The organism is Lysobacter sp. TAF61, from assembly GCF_052113485.1.
Taxonomy (GTDB): domain Bacteria; phylum Pseudomonadota; class Gammaproteobacteria; order Xanthomonadales; family Xanthomonadaceae; genus Lysobacter_J.
In genome coordinates this window covers 101,971-124,065 of sequence record NZ_JBFRDH010000006.1, presented here as the reverse complement: position 1 = coordinate 124,065, position 22,095 = coordinate 101,971, and the positions used below count along the sequence as shown (strand labels likewise).

The 22,095-nt window shown below is 67.9% G+C and carries 23 protein-coding genes and 1 tRNA gene; 15 read left to right on the top strand and 9 right to left on the bottom strand.

The genetic code is table 11. The features are described from left to right. Positions 1–10: 10 nt before the first annotated feature. The 4 genes from metF to AB4Y64_RS14265 all read left to right on the top strand — a co-directional run bounded on the left by metF (position 11) and on the right by AB4Y64_RS14265 (position 3,154). Entirely contained in the window at positions 11–832 is an 822-nt protein-coding gene (metF, locus tag AB4Y64_RS14280; protein ID WP_441817121.1) for a methylenetetrahydrofolate reductase [NAD(P)H], read from the top strand. A gap of 82 nt (positions 833–914) precedes the next feature. After that, on the top strand, positions 915–1,493 hold the full coding sequence (locus AB4Y64_RS14275) for a hypothetical protein (protein ID WP_441817120.1): 579 nt from the start codon (positions 915–917) through the stop codon (positions 1,491–1,493). A gap of 94 nt (positions 1,494–1,587) precedes the next feature. Next, positions 1,588–2,157: a hypothetical protein gene (locus tag AB4Y64_RS14270; protein ID WP_441817119.1), complete on the top strand. Its 570-nt coding sequence runs from the start codon at positions 1,588–1,590 to the stop codon at positions 2,155–2,157. Between the two features lie 85 nt (positions 2,158–2,242). Further along, positions 2,243–3,154, top strand: a complete 912-nt coding sequence (locus tag AB4Y64_RS14265) for a branched-chain amino acid transaminase (protein WP_441817118.1) — start codon at positions 2,243–2,245, stop codon at positions 3,152–3,154. Positions 3,155–3,209: 55 nt separating this feature from the next. Here AB4Y64_RS14265 and AB4Y64_RS14260 read toward each other — a convergent pair whose 3' ends face one another. From AB4Y64_RS14260 to AB4Y64_RS14235, 6 genes are all read right to left on the bottom strand, one after another. Beyond that, complete coding sequence (locus AB4Y64_RS14260; protein ID WP_441817117.1) at positions 3,210–4,553, bottom strand: sensor histidine kinase; 1,344 nt, start codon at positions 4,551–4,553, stop codon at positions 3,210–3,212. A gap of 4 nt (positions 4,554–4,557) precedes the next feature. Continuing rightward, positions 4,558–5,238 carry a response regulator transcription factor gene (locus tag AB4Y64_RS14255; protein WP_158733826.1) on the bottom strand — a complete coding sequence of 227 codons (681 nt, stop codon included), beginning with the start codon at positions 5,236–5,238 and terminating at the stop codon, positions 4,558–4,560. Between the two features lie 477 nt (positions 5,239–5,715). Beyond that, positions 5,716–6,621 (bottom strand): 30S ribosomal protein S6--L-glutamate ligase, encoded by a 906-nt coding sequence (gene rimK / locus AB4Y64_RS14250; protein ID WP_441817116.1) that lies wholly within the window; start codon positions 6,619–6,621, stop codon positions 5,716–5,718. Next, a complete protein-coding gene (locus AB4Y64_RS14245) occupies positions 6,618–7,334 on the bottom strand; it encodes an ATP-dependent zinc protease family protein (protein WP_441817115.1) in 717 nt (238 codons plus the stop codon). The genes rimK and AB4Y64_RS14245 overlap by 4 nt, the downstream gene beginning before the upstream one ends. 100 nt (positions 7,335–7,434) lie before the next feature. Then, positions 7,435–7,508, bottom strand: a tRNA-Gly gene (locus AB4Y64_RS14240). 28 nt (positions 7,509–7,536) lie between these two features. After that, positions 7,537–9,348, bottom strand: a complete 1,812-nt coding sequence (locus tag AB4Y64_RS14235; protein ID WP_441817324.1) for an autotransporter outer membrane beta-barrel domain-containing protein — start codon at positions 9,346–9,348, stop codon at positions 7,537–7,539. Between the two features lie 198 nt (positions 9,349–9,546). Here AB4Y64_RS14235 and thiS point away from each other — a divergent pair, with 198 nt between their 5' ends. The 4 genes from thiS (at position 9,547) to AB4Y64_RS14215 (ending at position 13,250) form a co-directional block, all read left to right on the top strand. Next, on the top strand, positions 9,547–9,747 hold the full coding sequence (gene thiS, locus AB4Y64_RS14230) for a sulfur carrier protein ThiS (RefSeq protein ID WP_441817114.1): 201 nt from the start codon (positions 9,547–9,549) through the stop codon (positions 9,745–9,747). A gap of 92 nt (positions 9,748–9,839) precedes the next feature. Next, entirely contained in the window at positions 9,840–10,634 is a 795-nt protein-coding gene (locus AB4Y64_RS14225; protein WP_441817113.1) for a thiazole synthase, read from the top strand. Continuing rightward, positions 10,634–11,374 carry a tRNA (guanosine(46)-N7)-methyltransferase TrmB gene (trmB, locus tag AB4Y64_RS14220; protein WP_441817112.1) on the top strand — a complete coding sequence of 247 codons (741 nt, stop codon included), beginning with the start codon at positions 10,634–10,636 and terminating at the stop codon, positions 11,372–11,374. Before AB4Y64_RS14225 ends, trmB begins: the two co-directional genes overlap by 1 nt. Positions 11,375–11,411: 37 nt before the next feature. Beyond that, positions 11,412–13,250: an SLC13 family permease gene (locus tag AB4Y64_RS14215; RefSeq protein ID WP_441817111.1), complete on the top strand. Its 1,839-nt coding sequence runs from the start codon at positions 11,412–11,414 to the stop codon at positions 13,248–13,250. Here AB4Y64_RS14215 and AB4Y64_RS14210 read toward each other — a convergent pair. Then, positions 13,234–13,581 (bottom strand): Rieske (2Fe-2S) protein, encoded by a 348-nt coding sequence (locus tag AB4Y64_RS14210; protein WP_441817110.1) that lies wholly within the window; start codon positions 13,579–13,581, stop codon positions 13,234–13,236. The genes AB4Y64_RS14215 and AB4Y64_RS14210 overlap by 17 nt on opposite strands. A gap of 111 nt (positions 13,582–13,692) precedes the next feature. Between AB4Y64_RS14210 and AB4Y64_RS14205 the strand changes: the two genes are divergently transcribed. The 6 genes from AB4Y64_RS14205 to pip all read left to right on the top strand — a co-directional run bounded on the left by AB4Y64_RS14205 (position 13,693) and on the right by pip (position 18,483). Continuing rightward, the gene (locus tag AB4Y64_RS14205; RefSeq protein WP_441817109.1) at positions 13,693–14,022 is read left to right on the top strand and encodes a hypothetical protein; all 330 of its coding nucleotides are present in this window, start codon (positions 13,693–13,695) and stop codon (positions 14,020–14,022) included. A gap of 17 nt (positions 14,023–14,039) precedes the next feature. Continuing rightward, positions 14,040–14,777 carry a fumarylacetoacetate hydrolase family protein gene (locus tag AB4Y64_RS14200; RefSeq protein WP_441817108.1) on the top strand — a complete coding sequence of 246 codons (738 nt, stop codon included), beginning with the start codon at positions 14,040–14,042 and terminating at the stop codon, positions 14,775–14,777. A gap of 57 nt (positions 14,778–14,834) precedes the next feature. Beyond that, positions 14,835–15,236, top strand: coding sequence for a large conductance mechanosensitive channel protein MscL (gene mscL / locus AB4Y64_RS14195; RefSeq protein WP_441817107.1), 402 nt, complete (start codon positions 14,835–14,837; stop codon positions 15,234–15,236). A 114-nt stretch (positions 15,237–15,350) separates the two neighbouring features. Next, positions 15,351–16,778: a M28 family peptidase gene (locus AB4Y64_RS14190; protein WP_441817106.1), complete on the top strand. Its 1,428-nt coding sequence runs from the start codon at positions 15,351–15,353 to the stop codon at positions 16,776–16,778. A gap of 367 nt (positions 16,779–17,145) precedes the next feature. Continuing rightward, on the top strand, positions 17,146–17,475 hold the full coding sequence (locus AB4Y64_RS14185; protein WP_441817105.1) for a helix-turn-helix domain-containing protein: 330 nt from the start codon (positions 17,146–17,148) through the stop codon (positions 17,473–17,475). 33 nt (positions 17,476–17,508) lie between these two features. Continuing rightward, a complete protein-coding gene (gene pip, locus AB4Y64_RS14180; protein WP_441817104.1) occupies positions 17,509–18,483 on the top strand; it encodes a prolyl aminopeptidase in 975 nt (324 codons plus the stop codon). On the opposite strand, the gene AB4Y64_RS14175 is transcribed toward pip, so the two are convergent. Further along, positions 18,470–19,576, bottom strand: a complete 1,107-nt coding sequence (locus tag AB4Y64_RS14175; RefSeq protein ID WP_441817103.1) for an NAD(P)-dependent alcohol dehydrogenase — start codon at positions 19,574–19,576, stop codon at positions 18,470–18,472. The genes pip and AB4Y64_RS14175 overlap by 14 nt on opposite strands. 199 nt (positions 19,577–19,775) lie before the next feature. Here AB4Y64_RS14175 and AB4Y64_RS14170 point away from each other — a divergent pair, with 199 nt between their 5' ends. Next, complete coding sequence (locus AB4Y64_RS14170; RefSeq protein WP_441817102.1) at positions 19,776–20,948, top strand: serine hydrolase domain-containing protein; 1,173 nt, start codon at positions 19,776–19,778, stop codon at positions 20,946–20,948. 9 nt (positions 20,949–20,957) lie between these two features. Here AB4Y64_RS14170 and AB4Y64_RS14165 read toward each other — a convergent pair whose 3' ends face one another. Beyond that, complete coding sequence (locus AB4Y64_RS14165) at positions 20,958–22,067, bottom strand: alpha/beta fold hydrolase (RefSeq protein WP_441817101.1); 1,110 nt, start codon at positions 22,065–22,067, stop codon at positions 20,958–20,960. Positions 22,068–22,095: the final 28 nt, after the last annotated feature.

The following is a 22,095-nucleotide window of genomic DNA, read 5'->3' as shown; positions in this document are numbered from 1 at the left end:
GCGGCCACGCATGACCCCGATCAGCTTCGAGTTCTACCCGCCCAAGACCGACGAGCAGCGCGCGCAGCTGGACAAGACCGCCGCGCGGCTCAAGTCGCAGAACCCCGAGTACGTCTCGTGCACGTTCGGCGCTGGCGGCTCGACGCTGAGCTACACGCCGGAAACCGTCGAGCGGCTGCACCAGGAGCATGGCCTCGATGCCGCCCCGCATCTGTCCTGCGTCGGCGGCACCCGCGCCGAACTGGGCGAACTGCTGGAGCGCTACAAGACGATGGGCTGCCATCGCATCGTCGCCCTGCGCGGCGACCTGCCTTCGGGCATGGGCCACACCGGCGACTTCCGCTACGCCACCGAGCTGGTCGAGTTCATCCGCCGCGAGCATGACGGCTATTTCCACATCGAAGTCGGCTGCTACCCCGAGTGCCACCCGCAAGCCGAGGACGCGCTCGCCGACCTGCGCCACTTCAAGGCCAAGATCGATGCCGGCGCCGATGGTGCGATCACCCAGTACTTCTACAACGCCGACGCCTACTTCCGGTTTGTCGACGATGCCCGCCGGCTCGGCGTCACCGTGCCGATCGTGCCGGGCATCATGCCGATCTCCAATTTCAGCCAGCTGCGCCGCTTCTCCGACACCTGCGGCGCCGAGATCCCACGCTGGATCGGCAAGCGCATGCATGCCTTCGGCGACGACGCCGACTCGATCCGCGAATTCGCTGCCGACCTGGTCGCGGCCATGTGCAAACGCCTGGTCGAAGGCGGCGCGCCGGGCCTGCACTTCTACACGCTCAATCTGTCCAAGCCGACGCTGTCGGTGATCTCGCGCCTGTAAGGCGGTCCGCAAACCAGGCAAGCACACGCCATTGACGCCCGCGGGTAGAGGATGAAACCTCCCGTTCCCCCGCGGGCCGAACATGAACACGCAGCCACGACGGGTGGCGGCCTGGGTATGCCTCTGGGTGCTGCTGCTGGCCGCCCCGGCCCACGCCGTCGGCAGCCTCAACCGCTGCCAGGCCCACGACGGCCAGGCCGTCTATACCGACACTGCCTGCGCGGCGCTCGGCGCTGCGCCTGCGCCCATGTCGGCCGAACTGGTGAACCGCCTGACCTTCGATTCTTCCTCGTCGGCCAGCCTCGGCCTGCTCGGGACGACGAGGCACGGCGCCGTTCCCCTGCGCCGTCCGCCAGCGAGCGGCTGCGCACGCAACGTCGGACAACTCTCGCTCGACCTGATGGGCGCGTTCGCCATGGGCGATGTCAACCGCATCGCCGAAAGCTTTCACTGGCCGGGCCTGCAGCACCAGCAGGCGCAGCTGGTCATGAACCGCCTGCAGCGCCTGGCGCGGCAACCGCTGGTCGACGCCAGCTACTGGCCGTCGCTGGCCAGTGCGGGCGATAGCGGCGGCGCCATGCAGTTGATCTTCTCCGAGCCGCAGCAGGTGCTGGAACTTGGCGTGCAGCGGTATTCGGGCTGCTATTTCGTCCGCTTCTGAACGACGGCCCGCCAGGCGCACGTCCGCGGCCGGTGTTGATCGGACTGCGATGGGCGTATCGTCGCGGACCCCTTGCCGAAGCTAGTCTGCGCCGATGTCGATGTCGAAATGCCTGCTCGTGACCGTGCTGCTCGCCGCGGCGGCGTGGCAGCCGGTCGCCGCGCAGGTGCGGCGCTGCACGACATCCGAAGGCATGGACATCTACACCGACCGCGCCTGCCCGGATGTCGGCGCGGTCGAGCGCCCGCCCGAGCCCGTCGCGCCAAGGGCCGGCGCGAAAGAGCGCGGCGGTGGCTGCGCGCGCAACCTGCGCGAACTGGTCCAGGAGATCAATGGCGCCTTCGACGCCCGCGACGCCAACCGCCTGGCCGGTGTCTACAACTGGGCCGGCATGTCGGGCAGCGCCGCCTACGCCGCGCTCGAGCGACTCGATGCCCTGGTGCAGCAGCCGTTGATCGGCATCTATCCGGTGATGCCGGTCGAGCGCAGCGAGGAGGCGCCGCCGGAGTCACTGGCCGTTGCCGACGGAAGCGAACCGCCACCGCGCCCGCGGCAGGCGCCCGTGGCACTGCGCGTGGAGCAGACGCTCGCCAATGGCAGCACGCCGTCGCGGACGGTATTCGGCCTGCAGAAGTACTTCGGTTGCTGGTGGATCAAGGGCTGAGGCCCCTGGCAGGGCAAGGCCGCGACTTGGGCCGGGGCCTCGTCGCAGGGCACAATAGGCGCTTCCCCCTGACGGATGCCCGGCAATGCAATACCCCGAATGGATCTGGCAAAACGGCGCGATCAAGCGCTGGGCCGAAGCCACCACCCATGTCATGGCGCACGTGGTGCATTACGGTTCGTCGGTCTTCGAGGGCATCCGTTGCTACCAGACGCCTTCCGGCCCGGTGATCTTCCGCCTCACCGACCACAACACGCGCCTGTTCGCCTCGGCCAAGATCTACGACATGGCGATGCCGTATTCGCTGGAGCAGATCAACGCGGCCTGCCGTGATGTGCTCAAGGCCAACGACAACACCACCGACTACCTGCGCCCGGTTGCGTACCGCGGTCTGGGCGGTTTCGGCCTCTCGGCTGACACGCCGACCGATGTCGCCGTGGCGACCTGGAAAATGGGCCAGTACCTGGGCGCCAGCGTGGTCGACCAGGGCATCGACGCCTGCGTGTCGAGCTGGCAGCGCTTCGCGCCGAACACGCTTCCGGCAGGCGCCAAGGCGGGCGGCAATTACCTGTCCGGCCAGCTGGTCGCGCGCGAGGCTCGCCGCCTGGGCTTCGGCGAAGGCATCGCGCTTGCGTCCACGGGCCTGCTGTCGGAAGGCGCGGGCGAGAACCTGTTCCTGGTCTTCGACGGCGCCCTGCACACCACGCCGATCAGTGCCGCGCTGCTCAACGGCATCACTCGCAACACCATCATCACCCTCGCCCGCGACGCCGGCATCGAAGTGGTCGAACGCGACCTGCCGCGCGAGTATCTGTACCTGTGCGATGAGCTGTTCATGTGCGGCACCGCCGCCGAGATCACGCCGATCCGTTCGGTCGACGGCCGCCAGGTCGGCAGTGGCAAGCCGGGCGCGGTGACCCGCCGCATCCAGGAGCTGTTCTTCGGCCTGTTCGACGGCAAGACCCCGGACAAGTACGGCTGGCTCGAGCCGGTCTGAGCGAAGCCATCCTGGCGGGAGCCGGCATGCTGGCTCCCGCGGGGCAAACCGGCCATCAGGCCCGCGGGAAGACGTCGTCGGCGAATGCCAGCGTCGCGACCACGCCACGCTGCTCACCCGGACGCACCTGCACTTCCCAGCCGTACAGGGCGCACAGCCGGCGCACGATCGACAGGCCGATACCGCCGCCCTGCGAATGCGCGGCGTGGGTGCCGCGATAACCGCGCTCGAACAGTTTGGCGGCGTCCTCGGCGCTCAGGCCGGGGCCGGAATCGATCACCGCGACCGCCTTCGTACCCAGGCGCACCACGACGTCGCCTTCATTGCTGTACTTGACGGCATTGCCGATCAGGTTGCCCAGCGCCACCGACACCGCCGCCTCGGGCGCATCCACGACCAGCCCCTGCTCGCCCTCGACGCGAAGCTCCAGCGGTTTGCCGCCGAGCTGCGCACGGTGCGCATCGAGCAATTGTTCGGCGACCTTGGCGACATCGGTGGCGCCGTGCCCGCGCTCGTTGCGTGAAAGCAGGAGCAGGGCGCTGATCAGGTCGGTGCATTGCTGCTCGGCGCGCTGGATGCGCAACAGGCGGTTGCGGGTCTTGTCGTCCACATCCGGACGCGACAGCAGCAGCTCTACCGCGCCCTTCACCACGGCCAGCGGTGTGCGCAGCTCGTGGCTGACGTCGGCATTGAACTCGCGGTCGCGCTGGACCACTTCGGTCAGGCGTTCGGCATAGTCGTCGAGCGCCTCGGCGAGCTGGCCGACTTCGTCGTCGGGGAAATGCGATGCCAGGTTTTCCGGCTCCGAGCTGCGCCCCGACAGCTTGAGGCGATTGGCCAGCTCCGACACCGGGCTCATCACGCGCGATGCCGACCACCAGCCCACCAGCAGCGACAACACGGTGAACACGAACACCGACGCCCAGATTGCCCGCTGGAACTGCGTCTCGCCGCGCGTCGCCTGCGACATGTCGTAGGCCAGGAAGAACCACGCCTTGGGTGTCTTGCGCACCGCCAGCTTGTAGGAGAACGAGTTGCCGTCCGGGTCGACGCCGGTCATGCCGTAGATGCCGTCGCTCAGCTCGTACCACTCCGGCCAGTTGACCCGCACCGAGTCGAACTTGTCGGAGGTATAGACGTAGGCGCGGATCTGGTCGACGGCGAACTGCGGGTTGTCCGGGTTCTGCTCGAACTGGCGCGCCGCAACGTCGATGTTGCGGTTCATCACGTCTTCGATGATCTGGTTCTCGACGCGGTTGCGGGTCCAGTTCGTGGCCCACGCGAACAGCGCCGTCAGGCCGAAGCCGAGCAGTACGAAAGCCAGGATGATGCGGCTGCGCAGCTGCCGCCGGAAGCGAGTCCTGCGTGGCGGACGCTGGGGTTCTTCGGCGACCGCCATGGGCTCAGCCGTTGTCAGGTGCGGCGATTCGGTAACCGATGCCGTGGCGGGTCTGGATCAGCGGTACCTCGAAGGGCTTGTCGACCACCGCGCGCAGGCCGTGGATGTGCACGCGCAGGCTGTCGGAGTCGGGCAGCTCCTCGCCCCACACGCGCGTCTCCAGCTCCTGCCGCGTGACCACGGCCGGCGAGGCCTCCATCAGCGCCTGGAGGATCTTCAGGGCGGTGGGGTTGAGCTGCAGCAGCTTGCCCTGGCGGCGGACTTCGAGCGTGTCGAGGTTGTATTCGAGGTCGGCGGTGTTGAGCACGCGCGTCTGCACGCCGCGGCCGCGGCGCGACAGCGCGTTCAGGCGCACCTCGACTTCCTGCAGGGCGAACGGCTTGATGAGGTAATCGTCGGCGCCCGAGTCGAAGCCGGCGAGCTTGTTCTCGAGGCTGTCGCGCGCGGTCAGCATCAGCACCGGGGTCTGCTTGCGCGCTTCGTTGCGCAGCTTGCGGCAGACCTCCAGGCCGTCGAGGCCGGGCAGGTTCAGGTCGAGCACGATCGCGTCGAAATCGTGGACCACCGCCAGGTGCAGGCCGGTGACGCCATCGGCGGCGAAATCCACGGTATGACCGCGGTCCTCGAGAAAGTCGCCGAGATTGGCGGCGATGTCCTGGTTGTCTTCGATGACGAGGATGCGCATGACTGGAACCTTCCTGGGTAGTGGGGCATTCGACCGTCGAACGTCGTCCAAGTTGCAGTGGCCCGGCGGACATCGCGCTGAAGACTGTCGCGCTGTCGCGGTGCAGCCGCTTAACGATCTTAACGTTCTTAACGATCTTAACGATTCTGCCAGAGCCGTCGTGTGCGCCAGTCACCTGTTGCACACGCGCCGTCGTCGGCGCGCTGGGCCATCGCGCAGACAAACAAAGGCCCAAGCGCGGGGCCACCGCGCCTGGGCCAAAAGGGTATTGCCCCGATTACCGTAACCTGCATCGACCAGGGACTGACTTGGTAGAGCGGCAGTGCTGCGGTAAGGACAGGCTACGCCGAAATCGATTAAACGGCTGTTAAAAAGGCTCGTTAATTTTTCGTTACGAAATAACGCCCGTTCTGATTAGCGTCGCTTACGTCGGTCTATAGCCGGCATCGTGCGCCCATTTTCGTCCAACGTCGAAATTCAGCGCGCGGCGGTCTTTTTTGCGATCCGCCGCTTCAGCCGATCGGCGACGTAAGTGATGATCTCGGCGGCGACGTCGACCCCGGACGCATCCTCGATGCCTTCCAGGCCTGGCGACGAGTTCACTTCGAGCACGAGCGGGCCGCGCGCGCTGCGAATCAGGTCGACACCGGCTACACCAAGTCCGAGCACGCGCGCGGCACGAATGGCGACATCCTGTTCGGCCGCGCTGGCGCGAACGCCCTTGGCCGAACCGCCGCGATGCAGGTTGGAGCGGAAGTCGCCCTTGGGCGCCTGCCGCTTCATCGCCGCCACGACGCGACCACCGACCACGAAGCAGCGCACATCGGCACCGCGCGCCTCCTCGATGAACTCCTGCACCAGGAAGTTGGCGTAGAGGCCACGCAGGGCCTCGATGACACCGCGCGAGGCCGACAGCTTCTCGGTCAGCATCACGCCGGCGCCCTGGGTGCCCTCGTTGAGCTTGATCACGTGCGGCGGCGCGCCGAGCATCGACAGCAGGTCGCCGGTGTCGTCGGGGTTGTCGCCGAACACCGTGGTCGGCAGGCCAATGTGCTCTGCGGCCAGCAACTGGTGGCAGCGCAGCTTGTCGCGGGCGCGCAGGATGGCGTCGGAGGAGTTGGGGGTGACCGAGTTCATCAGCTCGAACTGGCGCAGCACGGCCGAGCCGTAGCGGGTCACCGACAGGCCGATCCGGGGGATCACCGCCTGGTAGCCGGAGATCGGCCGGCCCTTGTAGTGCATGCTGAAGCCATCGCTGGCGATGCGCATGTAGCAGCGCAGCGGGTCGAGCACCCGCACGCTGTGGTGCTGCTCGCGTGCGGCCTCGACCAGGCGACGGGTCGAGTAGAGCTTGCTGTTGCGCGACAGGATCGCCAGTTTCATTGCATTGATTTCACGATTGGCACGATCGCGCCCGAGATGGGCAGCCGGCCGTGCAGGAAGGAGCGCGCGGGGTCGACGGTGAACACCCTCGCCAGCGCGGTGCGGCCCAGCAGCATCGGAAACAGCATGCCGCGCCGATCCGACAGATTGATTTCAACCACCCGCTCCACCCCGGCCAGCGACAGCACGCTGCGGACGAACACCCGGCGCGTGCAATGGCCGCCGGAATCGGTCACCTCGCGCTCGTCGTACACCGGCGCCGTCGCCTCGATGATCCCGCCGCGCTGGCCGGGACTGATCCTGAAGCCGACCCACGGCGCACCGCCATCGGAAAAACGCCATTGCGAATCCACGTGCAGGGCCGAACTGCGCGCACCGCTGTCGACCTTGGCGCGCAGGCGCGCGATGCCAAGCTCCGGCAAGGAAGCCCACTCACGCCAACCCAGGATGATCTTCGTTGCCATCGAGCCTCCAGGGCGGACCGCTGAAAGGCAAAAACGGCGGCCACTGTAAGGCAGGCCGCCGCTGCAGATGTTTGGAGCGGGTGACGGGATGGTGCAAACAGCAGTCACGACCGCGAGCACCACCGAGGCCGCCAATTTACTCCATCGCAATCGGACTTGGTACGCCCGCCGTCGGCTCCGCACGCCATGCAAACGGGTATACGCACGGCGGGCAAGGTTGCGGCCGTGGCAGGCCATCCATTCGGGCATGGCTGCCACTCCGCCCTCCCCACCGGGCCGCCCCGCGGCCCGGGTCGAACGCCACGAAAAAGGCCCGCACATTGGCGGGCCTTTTCCTGACTCTCGGAACTGGAGCGGGTGATGGGAATCGAACCCACGCTAGCAGCTTGGGAAGCTGCAGTTCTACCATTGAACTACACCCGCGTGCCGGGAAGTCTATGCGTTCAGGCGATCAGAAACCACCGCCGAGGCTGACGAACACGGTCGCGTCGTTGCCGCCCTTCTCGCCGACCGTCAAGCTGGTGCCGATGTTGGTCGCCATGCCGAACAGCTGCGTGCGCGCACCCAGAACCAGCGTGCCGTAGTTCTGGTCGAACTGCGAACCCGGGACGGCGAACGTGCCGGCGCCCGGCATCGAACGCAGGCTGGCGAAGACTTCGTCGTCGTTCTCCTCGAACTCGTGGTCGTAGGTCAGCTTGGCGTACGGGCTCAGGTGCTCGTTGACCGTGTAATCGACCTGCCAGCCGACGCTGCCGATCAGCGAGTCGTAGTCGCGGTCCATGAAGGTCAGCGCGGTGGCTTCCGTGCTGTTCTCGTCATAGCCGTCGACTTCGATCGTCTGCGACAGCACCTGGATTACCGGGCCGTGCTTGAGCGAGCCTTCGCCGAAGTTCCAGCCAGCAGCAAAACCGGCGCTGAGGTTGGTGCCGTCTGGCGAACCGGTGTGGGTGCGCGAGGTCGGGCCAAGCTTGACGCGGCGCTCGACGTCATAGGCGACCCAGCTGTAGCTCAGCTGGCCGTTGATCCAGGCCGAGCCGCTCGTCCAGCCCAGGTAGCCGCCGAGGGTGGCGTCGTCCTGGTCGAACTGGCCACGGTTGTTGCCCCAGTCCATCTTCTGCTGGCCGTAGCCGGCGAAACCGCCGTACACCAGCTCGCCGCTGGCCCAGTCGAGGCCGAAGCTCAGGGTCGGGCCCATGCCGTCGTAGTTGTCGCCGTCACCGTAGCGCTGGAAGTCGCCACGCACGTCGCCCCACCAGCGCATGCCCTCGCCTTGCGGACGCGAGCCGATCTGTGCGGCGACGCGATCGGCGCGGGCACGGCCGACGACCGCTTCGGAATGCGGCAGCACCGCCAGCTGGCGCGGGCCTTCGAGGATGGAGATCGCGTAGTCGCCGAGGATGGCGTGCGCCTTGGACGACGGGTGCACGCCGTCGGCGAAGGCATAGGCGTCCGGGGCATCGGGTGCGGCGTAGGAGGACGGGTTGCAGAACAGCGACGAATCGCCGGCCGGCACCGGCTGCGTGCGGCACGCCGGATTGGTGACGTTGCGGATGCCGTAGGGCGTCGGGTTGGCGACGATTTCCTGCAGCAGGTGGAAGGTATCGAGCGGAATCACCCGCAGGTTGGCCGAGGCCAGGCCGGCGAACAAGGCGTTGTTGTATGCGGTCGACAGCGCGGTGCCCTGCGCCTGCGCGACGGCGCCGCCGGCGCGCGACTGCGGCGTCAGGCCAAGGTCGGGCACGGTCGGCACCAGCACGTAGCGGGCGCCGGCGCTTTCCAGCGCGGCGACGTTGCCGACCTGCGCGGCGACGGCGCCACCGATGATTGCCTGCGCCTGTGCCGGTGCCGTCGCTGCTGCGAACAGGTCGTTGGCGCCGCCCCAGACGGTGTAGAGCGCATTGGCGTCGGCATGGCCGCCGTTGCGGCTGAGGTAGCTGCCGATCTGCGTGGTCAGCGACGGCACCGCGCCGAGCCCGCTGACGATGTTGGTGCCGTTGCGGGCGCCGCCGACGGCGTAGTTGCTGCCACCCTGGTTGTCACTCACGGCGTTGGAACCGTAGAAATCCGCCACGTACTCGGACCAGACCAGGCCCGGGTTGGTGGTGAAGCGACCCAGCAGCGCGCCCGACGGACCCACCACTTGCACCAGCGCCGGCCGGAAGTGGCCAGAGTCGGTCAGGCTGTCGCCAAAGAAGACGGTCTGCGAGTACGGATTGGCCTGGGCGAAAGCCGGAGCGGCCGCCAGCGCCAGAGCGGCGGCCAGCACGGTGCGAACGGGTGTCATCATTGAATCCCCTGGGGTGGCTGTGTGGTTGGTGTCGTTTTTGGAATCGGGTCCGTGAGGCCGACATACGCCCGCGGATGGAGCATCGAAACATGCGCCGTAGTCACACTCACGCCGCAGTGCGTCAAAAAGCGTGCCGGACTGGCCTGGGCCCGTGGCCGCGGCGACAATAGCACCATGGACATTCTCTTGAACGGCGAGCCGCGCGCGATCGCGGCCGACACGACGGTGCTGCAGCTGCTGCAGCTTGAAGGCCTGGGCGAGCGCCGGGTCGCGGTCGAAATCAACAGCGAAATCGTGCCGCGCAGCCGCCACGGCGAGCGCGCCCTGGCCAATGGCGACCGGGTCGAGATTGTCCACGCCCTGGGCGGCGGCTGACCCCGCTTCGCGCCTGCGCGGGCCCTTTGCAGGGCCGGTCGCCTGCAGCGATGCATGCGGGGCGACGCAGGCGCGGCTGCTAAACTAATGCGATGACCGCCCCGCTCATAAACGACCCCCTCGTCATCGCCGGCAAGCCCTACGCCTCGCGCCTGCTCACCGGTACCGGCAAGTTCACCGACCTGGAACAGACCCGCCTGGCGACCCGGGCCGCTGGTGCCCAGATCGTCACCGTTGCGATCCGCCGCAGCAACATTGGCCAGAACCCGGGCGAGCCGAACCTCCTCGACGTGCTGCCGCCGGACCGCTACACGATCCTGCCCAACACCGCCGGCTGCTACACCGTCGACGACGCCGTGCGCACCTGTCGCCTAGCCCGCGAGCTGCTCGATGGCCACAACCTGGTGAAGCTGGAAGTGCTGGGCGACCAGAAGACCCTCTACCCGGATGTCGTGCAGACGCTTGCCGCGGCCGAGATCCTGGTCAAGGACGGTTTCGAGGTCATGGTCTACACCTCCGACGACCCGATCCTGGCCAAGCGCCTGGAAGAGATCGGCTGCGTCGCGGTGATGCCGCTGGCCGCGCCCATTGGTTCCGGCCTGGGCGTGCAGAACAAGTACAACCTGATCGAGATCGTCGAGAACGCCAAGGTGCCGATCATCGTCGACGCCGGCGTCGGCACCGCTTCGGACGCAGCCATCGCGATGGAGCTGGGCTGCGACGGCGTACTGATGAACACCGCCATCGCCGGTGCCAAGGACCCGGTGCTGATGGCCCATGCGATGAAGCTCGCCGTCGAGGCCGGCCGCGCCGCGTTCAAGGCCGGCCGCATCCCGCGCAAGCGCTTCGCCAGTGCCTCCAGCCCGGTCGATGGATTGATCGGCTGATGTCGGACCCGAACACCCCTGCTCCCAAGGGCAAGGCGCCACCCAAGCCGTTCACCATCGAGGAAGGCCACCGCAAGGTGCGCAGCTTCGTGCTGCGGCAGGGGCGGTTCACCGAGGCCCAGCAGCGCGCGTTCGACCAGCTATGGCCCCGCTTCGGCCTGGATTACGCAGGCGTGCCGCGCGATTTCGATGCCGCCTTCGGCCGCCAGGCCAGGCGCGTGCTCGAGATCGGATTCGGCAACGGCGAGGCCCTGCGCTTCGCCGCGCAGAACGACCACGAGCGCGACCTGATCGGCATCGAAGTGCACGCGCCCGGCGTCGGCCGCCTGCTCAATGCCCTGGCCGAAGACGGCAGCGACCACGTCCGCGTCTACCACCACGATGCCGTCGAAGTGCTGCACAACGAGATCGTCGACGGATCGCTCGACGAGATCCGCATCTACTTCCCGGATCCCTGGCACAAAAAGCGCCACAACAAGCGCCGCCTGGTCCAGCCCGAGTTCGCCCGGCTGCTGGTCGCCAAGCTCGCCGAAGGCGGACGCTTGCACCTGGCTACCGATTGGCAGGACTATGCCGAGCAGATGTGGGATGTGCTCGATGCGACGCCCGGCCTGAGCAACCGCGCTGGTCCGCGCGGCAGCGTGGACCGTCCGCAGTGGCGACCGCAGACCCATTTCGAGACCCGCGGCCAGAAACTCGGCCACGGCGTGTGGGACCTCCTCTACGACCGCGTCCCGTAACGCGTTCCCTAAACGCATGAGTCGCTAACGCCCCGGCATGGATACCGCGCTGACGCTCACCACCGACATGAAGCTCGTGCTCGGGCTGGTGGGCTTCACGATGGTGATGTTCCTGTTCGAGCGCATCCGCGCCGACGTGGTGGCCCTGGTCGTGCTGGTGCTGCTGGGCCTGTCGGGACTGGTCGAACCGGACGAACTGTTCAACGGCTTCTCCGGCAACGCGGTGATCAGCATCATCGCAACCATGATCCTCGGCGCCGGCCTGGACCGCACCGGCGCGCTCAACCGCCTCGCCGGCTGGCTGCTGCGACGCGCGCACGGCGTCGAGCAGCGACTGCTGCTGCTGACCAGCGCCGTCGCTGGCCTCAACTCATCGATCATGCAGAACCCGTCGGTGATGGCGCTTTACATGCCCGTCGCCGCGCGCCTGTCCTCGCGCACCGGCCTGACCCTGCCACGCCTGCTGCTGCCGATCGCCTGCGCGATCGTGATGGGCGGCGCGCTGACCATGGTCGGCAATTCGCCACTGATCCTGCTCAACGACCTGCTGATCGCCGCCAACAGCAACCTGCCCTCGGGCGCGGCCACGATCGAACCGCTGAAGATGTTCGCGCCGCTGCCGATCGGCCTGGCGTTGCTGGGCGCGTCGCTGGCGTACTTCCACTTCTTCGGCGACAAGCGCCTGCGCGACGAGGACGGCAAGGGCGCGACGCCGGCACGCACGCAGAGCTACTTCGCCAAGGCCTACGGCATCGACGGCGATGTCTACGAACTCACCGTCACCGCCGACAGCCCCCTGGTCGGCATGTCGCTGGGCGAAGCCGAGGCACTGCACAACGCGCCGCTGCTGCTGGCCCTCAAGAGCGACAGCGAGTCGCGCCTGGCGCCACCGGCCGACACGCGCATCTGGGTCGGCAGCGTGCTCGGCGCGATGGGCCCGCGCCAGCAGGTCAGCGACTTCGCCCAGAACCACTTCCTGCGCCTGTCCTCGCGCCTGAAGAATTTCGGCGACCTGTTCAACCCCAGTCGCGCCGGCATCTCCGAAGCGGTGGTGCCGGCAACCTCGAAGTTCATCGGCAAGAACGGCCGCGACCTGCAGTTGCGCAAGCAGATGGGCCTGAGCCTGCTGGCGATCAACCGCGACAAGGCGGTGCTGCGCGAGAACGTGCGCGACGTGGCCTTGCGCGCCGGCGACATGCTGGTCTTCCACAGCATCTGGACCGACCTGGCGCAGGCGGCCGAGAGCAAGGACCTGGTGGTGGTCACCGACTACCCCAAGGGCGAGCAGCGCCCGCACAAGTTCAAGATCGCCATGGCGATCTTCGCCATCTCCATGTTGCTGGCGCTGTCCTCGCGCCTGCCGGTGTCGATCGCGCTGATGACCGGCGTGGCCGGCATGCTGATTGCCGGCGTGCTCAACATCGACGAGGCCTACGCCGCGATCAACTGGAAGACGGTGTTCCTGATGGCCTGCCTGATTCCGCTGGGCTGGGCGATGGACTCCAGCGGCGCGGCGGCCTGGGTGGCCGGGCACACGATCGAGCGGTTGCCGACCGGCACGCCGGTGTGGCTGCTGGAAATACTGGTCGGCCTGTTCACCACATTGTTCTCGCTGGTGATCAGCCACGTCGGGGCCACCATCGTCACCGTGCCACTGGCGATCAACCTGGCGCTGGCCGCGGGCGGCAACCCGGTGGCGTTCGCGCTGATCGTGGCGCTGTCGGCGTCGAACAACTTCATGACCGCGTCCAACCCGGTGGTCTCGATGATCACCGGCCCGGCGGGGTACACCGCCAAGGAACTGTGGAAGATCGGCGCACCGTTGTCGCTGATCTATACGGTGGTGATCGTGGCGATGATCAACCTGCTGTACTGAGGTTGCCGTCGAGCCACACCGCGTCATCGCGCACCGACACGTCCACGGCGCGCAGCGACTCGCCCCGGCACGGACCGGCCACGCACTCGCCGCCGCGCAGCTCGAAGCTCGCTCCGTGCGCCGCGCAGACCAGCAGGCCGTCCTTGCTCTTGAGGAACTGACCGGGCGCCCAGTCCAGGCGCCGGCCGGCGTGCGGGCAGATGTTGAGCCACGCACGCACGTGATCGCCGTCACGGTAGAGCACCAGCGACTCGGCATCGCCGTCGATGACCGCCTCGACCTCGGCGAAAGCCCCGTCCGGCAGACGTTCCAGTGGCAGCAGGGGTGACATCGCGGCGGGGGCCTCGTGCTGAATGCTTAACGAAGTTCTCACACCTTCGCCCAACCCTGGCCCGATACTCCGTTGCCCGGCTTGTTGCCGCATTGTGTCACGACGTCGCCGATGTTCGCCCAGACCTTCCGTTTCGACTCCGCCCAGTTCCAGCGTGTGCGCTCCGCTTTCGAGCCGCGCAAGCCGCGTCACCGCCTGCTGCGCTTCGCGCTCGGCGTGGTCGGGCTGGGCCTGCTGCTGGTGCTGGTGATGTTCAGCGTCGTCCTCGGCGCGGCGATGATCGCTGCCGGCGTGGTCTACAAGCTGTGGAAGGGACGCGGCAACGCCGCCGCCCGCGATGCCCGGATCGTCGAGGCCGAGTACCGCGTGGTCGACCCGCGCGTGGTGGAAGGCCAGGTGCTCGAGGCCGACCGCGGCCGCTCCAGGCGCACCGCACCGTAACCGGCTGGCGTGATCGAATGAGCGACGTGATCGCGGCGCTGCCGCAACCCCGTGTTCCGGTGCATGGCGCCGCGGACCGGTTCTTCCCCGTCCACCGTATCTACTGTGTCGGCCGCAACTTCGCCGACCACGCCCGCGAGATGGGCGCCGCCGTGCCCGCCTCCGCGGCCGATCGCGGCAACCCGGTGTTCTTCCTCAAGCCCGCCGACGCCATCGCGCTCGACGCCGACGTGCCCTACCCGCCCGGCACCCGCGACCTGCACCACGAAGTCGAGCTGGTCGTGGCGATCGGCCGCGACGCCCCCGCGGGCGTGCTCGATCCGGCCGATGCCGGCGCCCTGGTCTATGGCTATGCGGTCGGCCTCGACCTGACCCGGCGCGACCTGCAGGGCGCGGCCAAGGCCAAGGGCCTGCCCTGGGATACCGGCAAGGCGTTCGACCATGCCGCGCCGATCAGCGCCATCGTGCCGGCCGCGCAGGTCGGTGAACTCGGCCCGCGCAAGCTCACGCTGCAGATCAACGGCGACACCCGCCAGGCCGGCTCGCTCGCCGACCTGATCTGGACCGTGCCGGAAATCCTGCACGAACTGTCGAAGCTGTACGCGCTGCGCGCTGGCGACCTGGTGTTCATGGGCACGCCCGCCGGCGTCGGTCCGTTGCAACCGGGCGACCGCTTCCACGCCGTGCTCGAAGGCGTCATCGAACACTCCGGCCGCATCGTCGCTGCACAGACCGCAGACGCCGCGCCGGTATAGTCGTTCGCCAGGGCTTGCGCCAGCAAACCCTCAGGCAATCACGGAGACAGTGCAGCCATGGGAATGATCAGCGAGTTCAAGGAATTCATTTCGCGCGGCAACGTCATCGACCTCGCCGTCGGCGTGGTAATCGGCGCGGCGTTCGGCAAGATCGTGACCGCGCTGGTCGACGGCATCGTCATGCCGGCCATAGGCGCCGTCACCAAGGGCGCCAGCGTCACCGACTGGAAGTACATCATCAAACCGGCGCAGCTCGACTCGGCCGGCAAGGAAGTGGCCGCCGAGCTGGCCATCAAGTACGGCCTGGTCATCCAGACCGTGATCGACTTCCTGCTGATCGCGCTGGTGATCTTCCTGGTGCTCAAGGCCTACAACCGCGTGCGCGCCCCGGCGGCGGCGCCGGCCGTGCCCGAAGACGTGCTGCTGCTGCGCGAGATCCGGGATTCGTTGAAGAAGTGAGGGACGATTGGCGGCTTCCGCCAATGCGCGCACAGCAGGCGTGACCATAGGCACCCCCCCTGCGAACCGGCGAGTTGCTACGCTCGCGGTTTCGACTTCGGGGAGTCCTTGCTGATGCGTGCAACGTTGTCCGTGGCCATTGCCACCCTGCTTTCCGCCGCGGTGCTGTCCAGCGGCGACGTCAACGCCGCGCAGCCGACGACGCGCATCCCCGACAAGGCCATCGCCACCGCGGCACAGCTGCGCGAAACCGCGCTGGCCAGCGACCTGGGCTACCGCATCACCGAATCGCTGACCACCGAAGTCGGTCCGCGCATGGCCGGCAGCGAAGCCGATGCGCGCGCGGTCGCCTGGGCGATGGCCAAGTTCAAGGAGCTCGGCTTCGACAAGGTCTGGACCGAGCCGGTGACTTTCCCGAAGTGGGAGCGCCGCAGCGAGCGCGCGAACGTGGTTGGCGCCAACGCGCAGCCCCTGCACCTGACCGCGCTGGGCGGAAGCCCTGCCGGCACGGTCGAGGGCGAAGTCGTGCGCTTCGCCGACCTGGCGGCGCTGGAAGCCGCCGCACCGGGCTCGCTCGCCGGCAAGATCGCCTTCATCGACTACAAGATGGAACGCGCCCGCGACGGCGCCGGCTACGGCCCCGGTTCGCGCGTGCGCAGCAAGGGTCCGTCGGCGGCGATCCGCGCCGGTGCGGCCGCCTACCTGATGCGTTCGGCCGGTACCGATTCGCACCGCAACCCGCACACCGGCATCACCCGCTTCGACGATGGCCTGACGCCGATTCCGTCGGCGGCGCTGTCGGTGCCCGACGCCGACCAGCTGGCACGCCTGCTCGCGCTCGGCGCGGTCAAGGTCAACGTCGCGCTCGATTGCGGCTGGGACGGCCAGTACACCTCGCACAATGTCATCGGCGAGATCCGCGGCAGCAGCAAGCCCAACGAAGTGGTGGTGATCGGCGGGCACCTGGATTCGTGGGACCTGGGCACCGGTGCGATCGACGACGGCGCCGGCGTCGGCCTGACCATGGCAGCCGGCAAGCTCATCGGCAACCTCAAGCATCGCCCGGCGCGCACCATCCGCGTGGTGGCCTTCGCCAATGAGGAGCAGGGCCTGCATGGCGGCAAGGCGTATGCGAACGCGCATGTCGCCGAACTGTCGCGCCACCAGATCGGTGCCGAGAGCGACTTTGGCGCCGGCCGCATCTATGCCTATTCGAGCTCGGCCCCGGACTACGCCAAGCAGGCCGACGAGCAGATCGCGCAGGCGCTGGCGCCGCTCGGCATCGAACACGTGCCCGGCCAGGGTGGCCCGGGTCCGGACATCGGCCCGTTCGCCGAGAAGGGCCTGGCCTGGGGACGCCTGGCGCAGGACGGCAGCGACTACTTCGACCTGCACCACACCCCTGACGACACCTTCGACAAGATCGATCCGAAGGCGCTGGCGCAGAACGTCGCTGCGTATGCGGTGTTCGCCTATCTAGCGGCCTCGGCCGAGGGCGGCTTCGGCAGCGCACCCAAGACCGAGGCGGCTCCCGCGAAGTAATGGCTGATCCAAGCCGACGCCGCCAGGTCGGAATTGCGTAAAGGCGGCGTCGGATTGATGTAGAGGGCGTGCACCGGCTGTCGGATGAATGGCGGAAAGCGCCACTTTGCCGTGCACAGCGCCTGCTTTGGACTCGCTGGGCTAATGACGGCCGGATACCCGACGGAGCAGACTCCGCGGGTCCGAACCCCTGCTGCGGGCGCAGTCAGATCAAGCAACCGGGAGGGTCTCCATGGGAACTCCATCGCTCCACGCCGCTTCGCGCAATGCAGCGGACGCCGCTGCGTATGCTTCCGCCTACCCCTCTCCGCGCGCGCCCGCCGCCCGCGGCAGGCCGCGGGCATCGCGGACCGACACCGTTGCCCGGGTGCTCGAACTGATCGACCTGCAGCACTGGCCGCTGCACCTGTCCGACCTGTGCCGCGCGGCCGGGGTCAGCGAGCGCACGATGCGCACGATCATCAACGAGCAGTTCGATGTCGGGCCCAGCCAGTACCTGCGCCTGCGCAGGCTGCAGATGCTGCACGACGCGCTCGCGCATGCCGATCCGCACGGCGCCACGGTGGCCACGGTCTCGTCGCGCTTCGGCTACGCGCACGGCGGTCGAATGGCTTCGGAATACCTCGAACTCTTCGGCGAGTACCCGAGCCAGACGCTGGGACGGGCGTTCGTCGCACAGGCGTTGGGCGGCATGTAAAACTGCAACGCGCCGACACCATGGAACCGAACCGTGCGCGACCAGTATCCGCAGATCGAGCCCTATCGCTGCTTCCGCCTTGCCGTCGACGAATTGCACGAGCTCCACGTCGAGGAGTGCGGCAATCGCGACGGAATTCCAGTGGTGTTCCTGCACGGCGGGCCCGGCGCGGGCGTGTCGCCGTACCACCGGCGCTTCTTCGATCCGGCCAGGTACCGCATCGTCCTGTTCGACCAGCGCGGCGCGGGCAAGTCGACACCGCATGCGGAACTGCGCGACAACACCACCTGGCACCTGGTGGCCGACATCGAGAAGATCCGCGAGCACCTGGGGATCGAGCGCTGGGCGGTGTTCGGCGGTTCGTGGGGTTCGACGCTGGCGCTGGCCTACGCGCAGTCGCACCCGGACCGCGTGACCGGGCTGGTGCTGCGCGGCATCTTCCTGGGTCGCTCCTACGAGCTGCGCTGGTTCAACGAGCTCGATGGCGGCGCATCGCAGATTTTCCCGGAGCGCTGGTCGCACTACCTGGCGCACATCCCCGAGTCAGAGCGTGGCGACATGATCGAGGCGTACTGGCGTCGGCTCGACAGCGACGACGAGGCGACGCGACTGGCCGCCGCGCACGCATGGGGCCATTGGGAAGGCGGCAGCACCACGCTCGTGCACGATCCGGACGAACCGGGGAATTTCGCCGACCCGCAGGTGGCGCTGGCGGTGGCGCGCGCGGAAGCGCACTACTTCCGCCACGCGATGTTTCTCGAGCACGACCAGCTGTTGCGCGACATCGACCGCATCCGCCACATTCCGGCGACGATCGTGCACGGACGCTACGACATCATCTGCCCGGTGCGCGCCGCCTGCGATCTGGCCGCGGCCTGGCCACAGGCGCAGCTGCGGATCGTGCTGGCCGGCCACAGCGCGGCCGACCCGGCGATCGTCGATGCGCTGGTGACGGCCACCGACGCCATGGCATCGGGCGAGGCCGCCACTTCGGTCACGGCACGGTGATGATCACCTTGCCGCGGGCGCGACTGGATTCGAGATAGCGGATCGCATCGGGCAGCTCTTCCAGCGGGTAGGTGCGGTCGATCACCGGCGTGACCTTGCCGTCGGCCATCAACCGGGCCAGTTCGTTGAGGTCCTTCTGGTTGAGCTCGGCCAGCACCATGCCCATGTGCTGCGACACGAACCACGAGGTCACCGCCGCGCCAATGGGCTTGATCATCGGCCCGATCCAGCGGCCGTTGTCGGGGCCCCCGCCACCGATCAGCACATACCTGCCGCCGGGCTTGAGCACGCGCCGGTTCTCGGCCAGCGAACGGTTGCCGACGTTGTCGAGAATGACGTCGTACTTCTGCGTGCCCTGGGTGTAGTCGGTGGTCTTGTAGTCGATGACCGTATCGGCGCCGAGCGAGCGCACCAGCTCGACGTTGCGCGTGCTGCACACGCCGGTCACGTTGGCGCCGAAGGTCTTGGCGATCTGCACCGCATAGGTGCCGACGCCACCGGAGGCGCCATTGATCAGCACCGTCTGGCCGGCCCGCAGCTTGCCGCCATCGCGAAGCCCTTGCAGCGCGGTCACGGCGGCGACGCCGACGCCGGCGGCCTGCTCGAAACTGAGATTGGCAGGCTTGGCGACGATGGCGCGATCCTGCTTGACCGTGACGTACTGGGCAAACGCGCCGGTGCGACCGCCGAGCACTTCGTCGCCGGGTTTGAAACGCGTCACGCCCTTGCCGACCGCTTCGACCGTGCCGGCAAAGTCGACGCCCAGGCGGATCTCTTTCGGTCGGCGCAAGCCGGTGCCCATGCGCATCAGGTAAGGCGTGCCGCGCAGGTAGTGCCAGTCCAGTGGATTGGCCGCGGCGGCGCGCACGCGCACCAGCACCTCGTCGTTGGCCGGCACCGGTTTTTCGATGTCGCCGTAATGCAGCGCATCGGCGGTGCCGTAGTCGCAGTAGGTGACGGCTTTCATCGGCTGCGTCAACGCCACCGCCGGGCCGCTGCACACGTTGTCCGAGCGCCACCAGGCCACCGCGAAGGCCAGCATCGCGAGCACCACCACGACGGCACCGAATCCTGCCACGCGCTTGAGTCTCATGTTGTCCCCTCCGCATCGGGTGCTGCCGCGAGCCGGCGCACTCCGGCGCCAGCGGACGATTGCACTGAAAAAGTTAATTCGGCGTGACCGGCCGCAGCGTCGAGGCCCACGGCCTCCGCTATCCTGCGGCAACTTCCCGAGCGACCCCGCCGGACCCATGCCTGCCAAGCCAGCCCATCTTCCCCTTCGCCAGCACGCATTGACCCTGCTGTTGGTCCTTGTGTCGTTCGTCGCCGCTGCCGGCGAAGGCAGCACGACGACCTACTATCCGCCGCGTGGCGACTGGGAGCGGGTGACGCCTGCGCAGGCCGGCTTCGATCCGCAGCGACTGCAGCAGGCCATTGCCTTCGCCCAGGCACACGAGGCGCCGGAGCCACGCGACCAGGCGCAATCGCTGGCGCAGAGTTTCGGCAGCAAGGAGCCGGCCTTTGGCGGGCTGCTCGGGCCCACGTCCGAGCGCGCCGCAATCAACGGGGTGATTGTCAGTGGCGGCCGCGTGATCGCCGAGTTCGGCGACACCCACAGCCTCGACATGAGCCACAGCGTCACCAAGACCTTCCTCGGCACGGTGGTCGGACTGGCCTGGCAGGACGGGCGGATCGGCGACACCAACGACCGCGTGGCCGGCTACATGCCGCGCGATGTCGACCTGTTCGCATCCGAACACAATGCGCCGATCACCTGGGAGCACCTGCTGCGCCAGACCAGCGACTGGGAAGGCACGCTGTGGGGCAAGCCCGACTGGGCCGACCGGCCATCCGGGCCGCCGGAGCAGTGGCCGCAGCGCGCGCGCCACGTGCCCGGCAGCCACTACATGTACAACGACGTGCGCGTGAACGTGCTGGCGCTGGCGGCGCTGCAGGTGTGGCGCCAGCCGCTGCCGCAGGTGCTGCGCGAGCGGATCATGGATCCGATCGGCGCGAGCAGCCGCTGGCGCTGGCACGGCTACCGCAATTCCTGGATCGAACTGGACGGCGAGAAGCTGCAGTCGGTGTCCGGCGGCGGGCACTGGGGCGGCGGCATGTTCATCGACAGCTGGGATCTGGCCCGCTTCGGCTATCTGTTCCTGCGCGACGGCCGCTGGCAGGACCGCCAGCTGGTCTCGCCCGAGTGGATCGCAAAGGCGCGCACGCCGGGCAGCGACAACGACCAGTACGGCTACTGCAACTGGTTCCTCAACACCGGCCGCAAGGCGCTGCCGTCGGCGCCGGCCAGCAGCGTCACCTTCCGCGGCAACGGCCAGAACGTCGTCTACATCGATCGCGACAGCGACCTGCTGATCGTCGTGCGCTGGATCGACCGCGGCGACGCGCTCGACCAGTTCATCGGCAAGGTGCTTGCGGCGCGCCGGAGCGCACCGCAGGCACGTTGACGGCCACGCTTACCGCGTGGCTTCGCCGGTCGCCAGCGGCCGCACGTACTGCAGCAGGCTGGTGAGGGTCTTGCCCGGTTCTTCCCACGGGATCATGTGCGCCGAGCGCTCGAACCAGACGCCCTGCTTGTAGGGCGCCTTGACCTGGCGCAGCCACGCTTCGGTCGGTTGCGACGGCGTGGTGTAGTCGTGGCGGCCCATGAACATCACCACCGGAATCGGGAACTCGTGCACGCCCTTGAAGTCGACGTCGACGAACTCCGGCAGGATCCGGCCGAGAGTGAAGACATTGCCATCATCGATCGCGCAGCGGTCGAGGTCGCTGTAGTCCGGTGACAGTCGCGGACCGCGATAGAAGTACATCGAATCGTCGCGATACGCGGTGAGGCCGCCGTAGAACTGCGGCCACTTGCGCGCGATGATGATCCGCTCGCGGGTGATCGGCTGGTTGCCGGGATACGGCGCGATCGATGCCAGCTCGCGCAGCGCCTCTTCGTTCTTGTGCGCCCGGGCCTGCTGGACGCCGTAGTCGTAGCTGATGCGCTCGTTGTCGCGAACGTTGATGGCCTGGCCGATGCCGACGTAGGCATGGAACAGGTCCGGACGTTTGAGCGCGGCGTTCATGCCGACGATCGTGCCCCAGCTGTGGCCGACCAGGATCAGCTTCTTCTTGTGATAACGCTGGCGCAGGTACTCGGCGACCTCGATGGCGTCGTCGACGTAACGCTGGATATGGATGGTGTCGCTGATCGACTCCGGCGGCGTGGTCTCGTTGAAGGTCTTGCCGGCGCCGCGCTGGTCCCAGTTGACCACCGTGAAGTATTCCTCCATCGGCCGCTGGAACTGCCAGGCGGTCGGCGTGATCGGCGAGGCCGGGCCGCCGTGCACGAACAGGATCATCGGGTTGTCGCGGTCCTGGCCGCGCACATCGAGCCACTGCTCGATGCCGCCGATGCGGGTCTTGTAGGACTCCTGCACGCCGTTGGGGGCGACGATCTTCTGCATGTCGGCGATGATCTCGCGCGACGGCTGGTACGACGAACGGTCCGGGCATTCCCCGGCGTGGAGGGACAGGGACGAGGCCAGCAGGGCCATCAACGCAATCGATCGCTTGAGCATGAACTCTCCTTGGAAAGACCGGCAGACG

Bases quoted from the DNA above. Each gene is read 5' to 3' on its own strand.
- AB4Y64_RS14215 (WP_441817111.1), top strand. From the start codon at position 11,412: ATGGATACCGCGCTGACGCTCACCACCGACATGAAGCTCGTGCTCGGG.
- AB4Y64_RS14275 (WP_441817120.1), top strand. From the start codon at position 915: ATGAACACGCAGCCACGACGGGTGGCGGCCTGGGTATGCCTCTGGGTG.
- AB4Y64_RS14175 (WP_441817103.1), bottom strand. From the start codon at position 19,576: ATGAGACTCAAGCGCGTGGCAGGATTCGGTGCCGTCGTGGTGGTGCTC.
- AB4Y64_RS14210 (WP_441817110.1), bottom strand. From the start codon at position 13,581: ATGTCACCCCTGCTGCCACTGGAACGTCTGCCGGACGGGGCTTTCGCC.
- trmB (WP_441817112.1), top strand. From the start codon at position 10,634: ATGTCGGACCCGAACACCCCTGCTCCCAAGGGCAAGGCGCCACCCAAG.
- AB4Y64_RS14200 (WP_441817108.1), top strand. From the start codon at position 14,040: ATGAGCGACGTGATCGCGGCGCTGCCGCAACCCCGTGTTCCGGTGCAT.
- AB4Y64_RS14190 (WP_441817106.1), top strand. From the start codon at position 15,351: ATGCGTGCAACGTTGTCCGTGGCCATTGCCACCCTGCTTTCCGCCGCG.
- AB4Y64_RS14255 (WP_158733826.1), bottom strand. From the start codon at position 5,238: ATGCGCATCCTCGTCATCGAAGACAACCAGGACATCGCCGCCAATCTC.
- AB4Y64_RS14270 (WP_441817119.1), top strand. From the start codon at position 1,588: ATGTCGATGTCGAAATGCCTGCTCGTGACCGTGCTGCTCGCCGCGGCG.
- AB4Y64_RS14265 (WP_441817118.1), top strand. From the start codon at position 2,243: ATGCAATACCCCGAATGGATCTGGCAAAACGGCGCGATCAAGCGCTGG.
- thiS (WP_441817114.1), top strand. From the start codon at position 9,547: ATGGACATTCTCTTGAACGGCGAGCCGCGCGCGATCGCGGCCGACACG.
- AB4Y64_RS14205 (WP_441817109.1), top strand. From the start codon at position 13,693: ATGTTCGCCCAGACCTTCCGTTTCGACTCCGCCCAGTTCCAGCGTGTG.
- AB4Y64_RS14165 (WP_441817101.1), bottom strand. From the start codon at position 22,067: ATGCTCAAGCGATCGATTGCGTTGATGGCCCTGCTGGCCTCGTCCCTG.
- AB4Y64_RS14260 (WP_441817117.1), bottom strand. From the start codon at position 4,553: ATGGCGGTCGCCGAAGAACCCCAGCGTCCGCCACGCAGGACTCGCTTC.
- AB4Y64_RS14245 (WP_441817115.1), bottom strand. From the start codon at position 7,334: ATGCCCGAATGGATGGCCTGCCACGGCCGCAACCTTGCCCGCCGTGCG.
- AB4Y64_RS14225 (WP_441817113.1), top strand. From the start codon at position 9,840: ATGACCGCCCCGCTCATAAACGACCCCCTCGTCATCGCCGGCAAGCCC.
- metF (WP_441817121.1), top strand. From the start codon at position 11: ATGACCCCGATCAGCTTCGAGTTCTACCCGCCCAAGACCGACGAGCAG.
- mscL (WP_441817107.1), top strand. From the start codon at position 14,835: ATGGGAATGATCAGCGAGTTCAAGGAATTCATTTCGCGCGGCAACGTC.
- rimK (WP_441817116.1), bottom strand. From the start codon at position 6,621: ATGAAACTGGCGATCCTGTCGCGCAACAGCAAGCTCTACTCGACCCGT.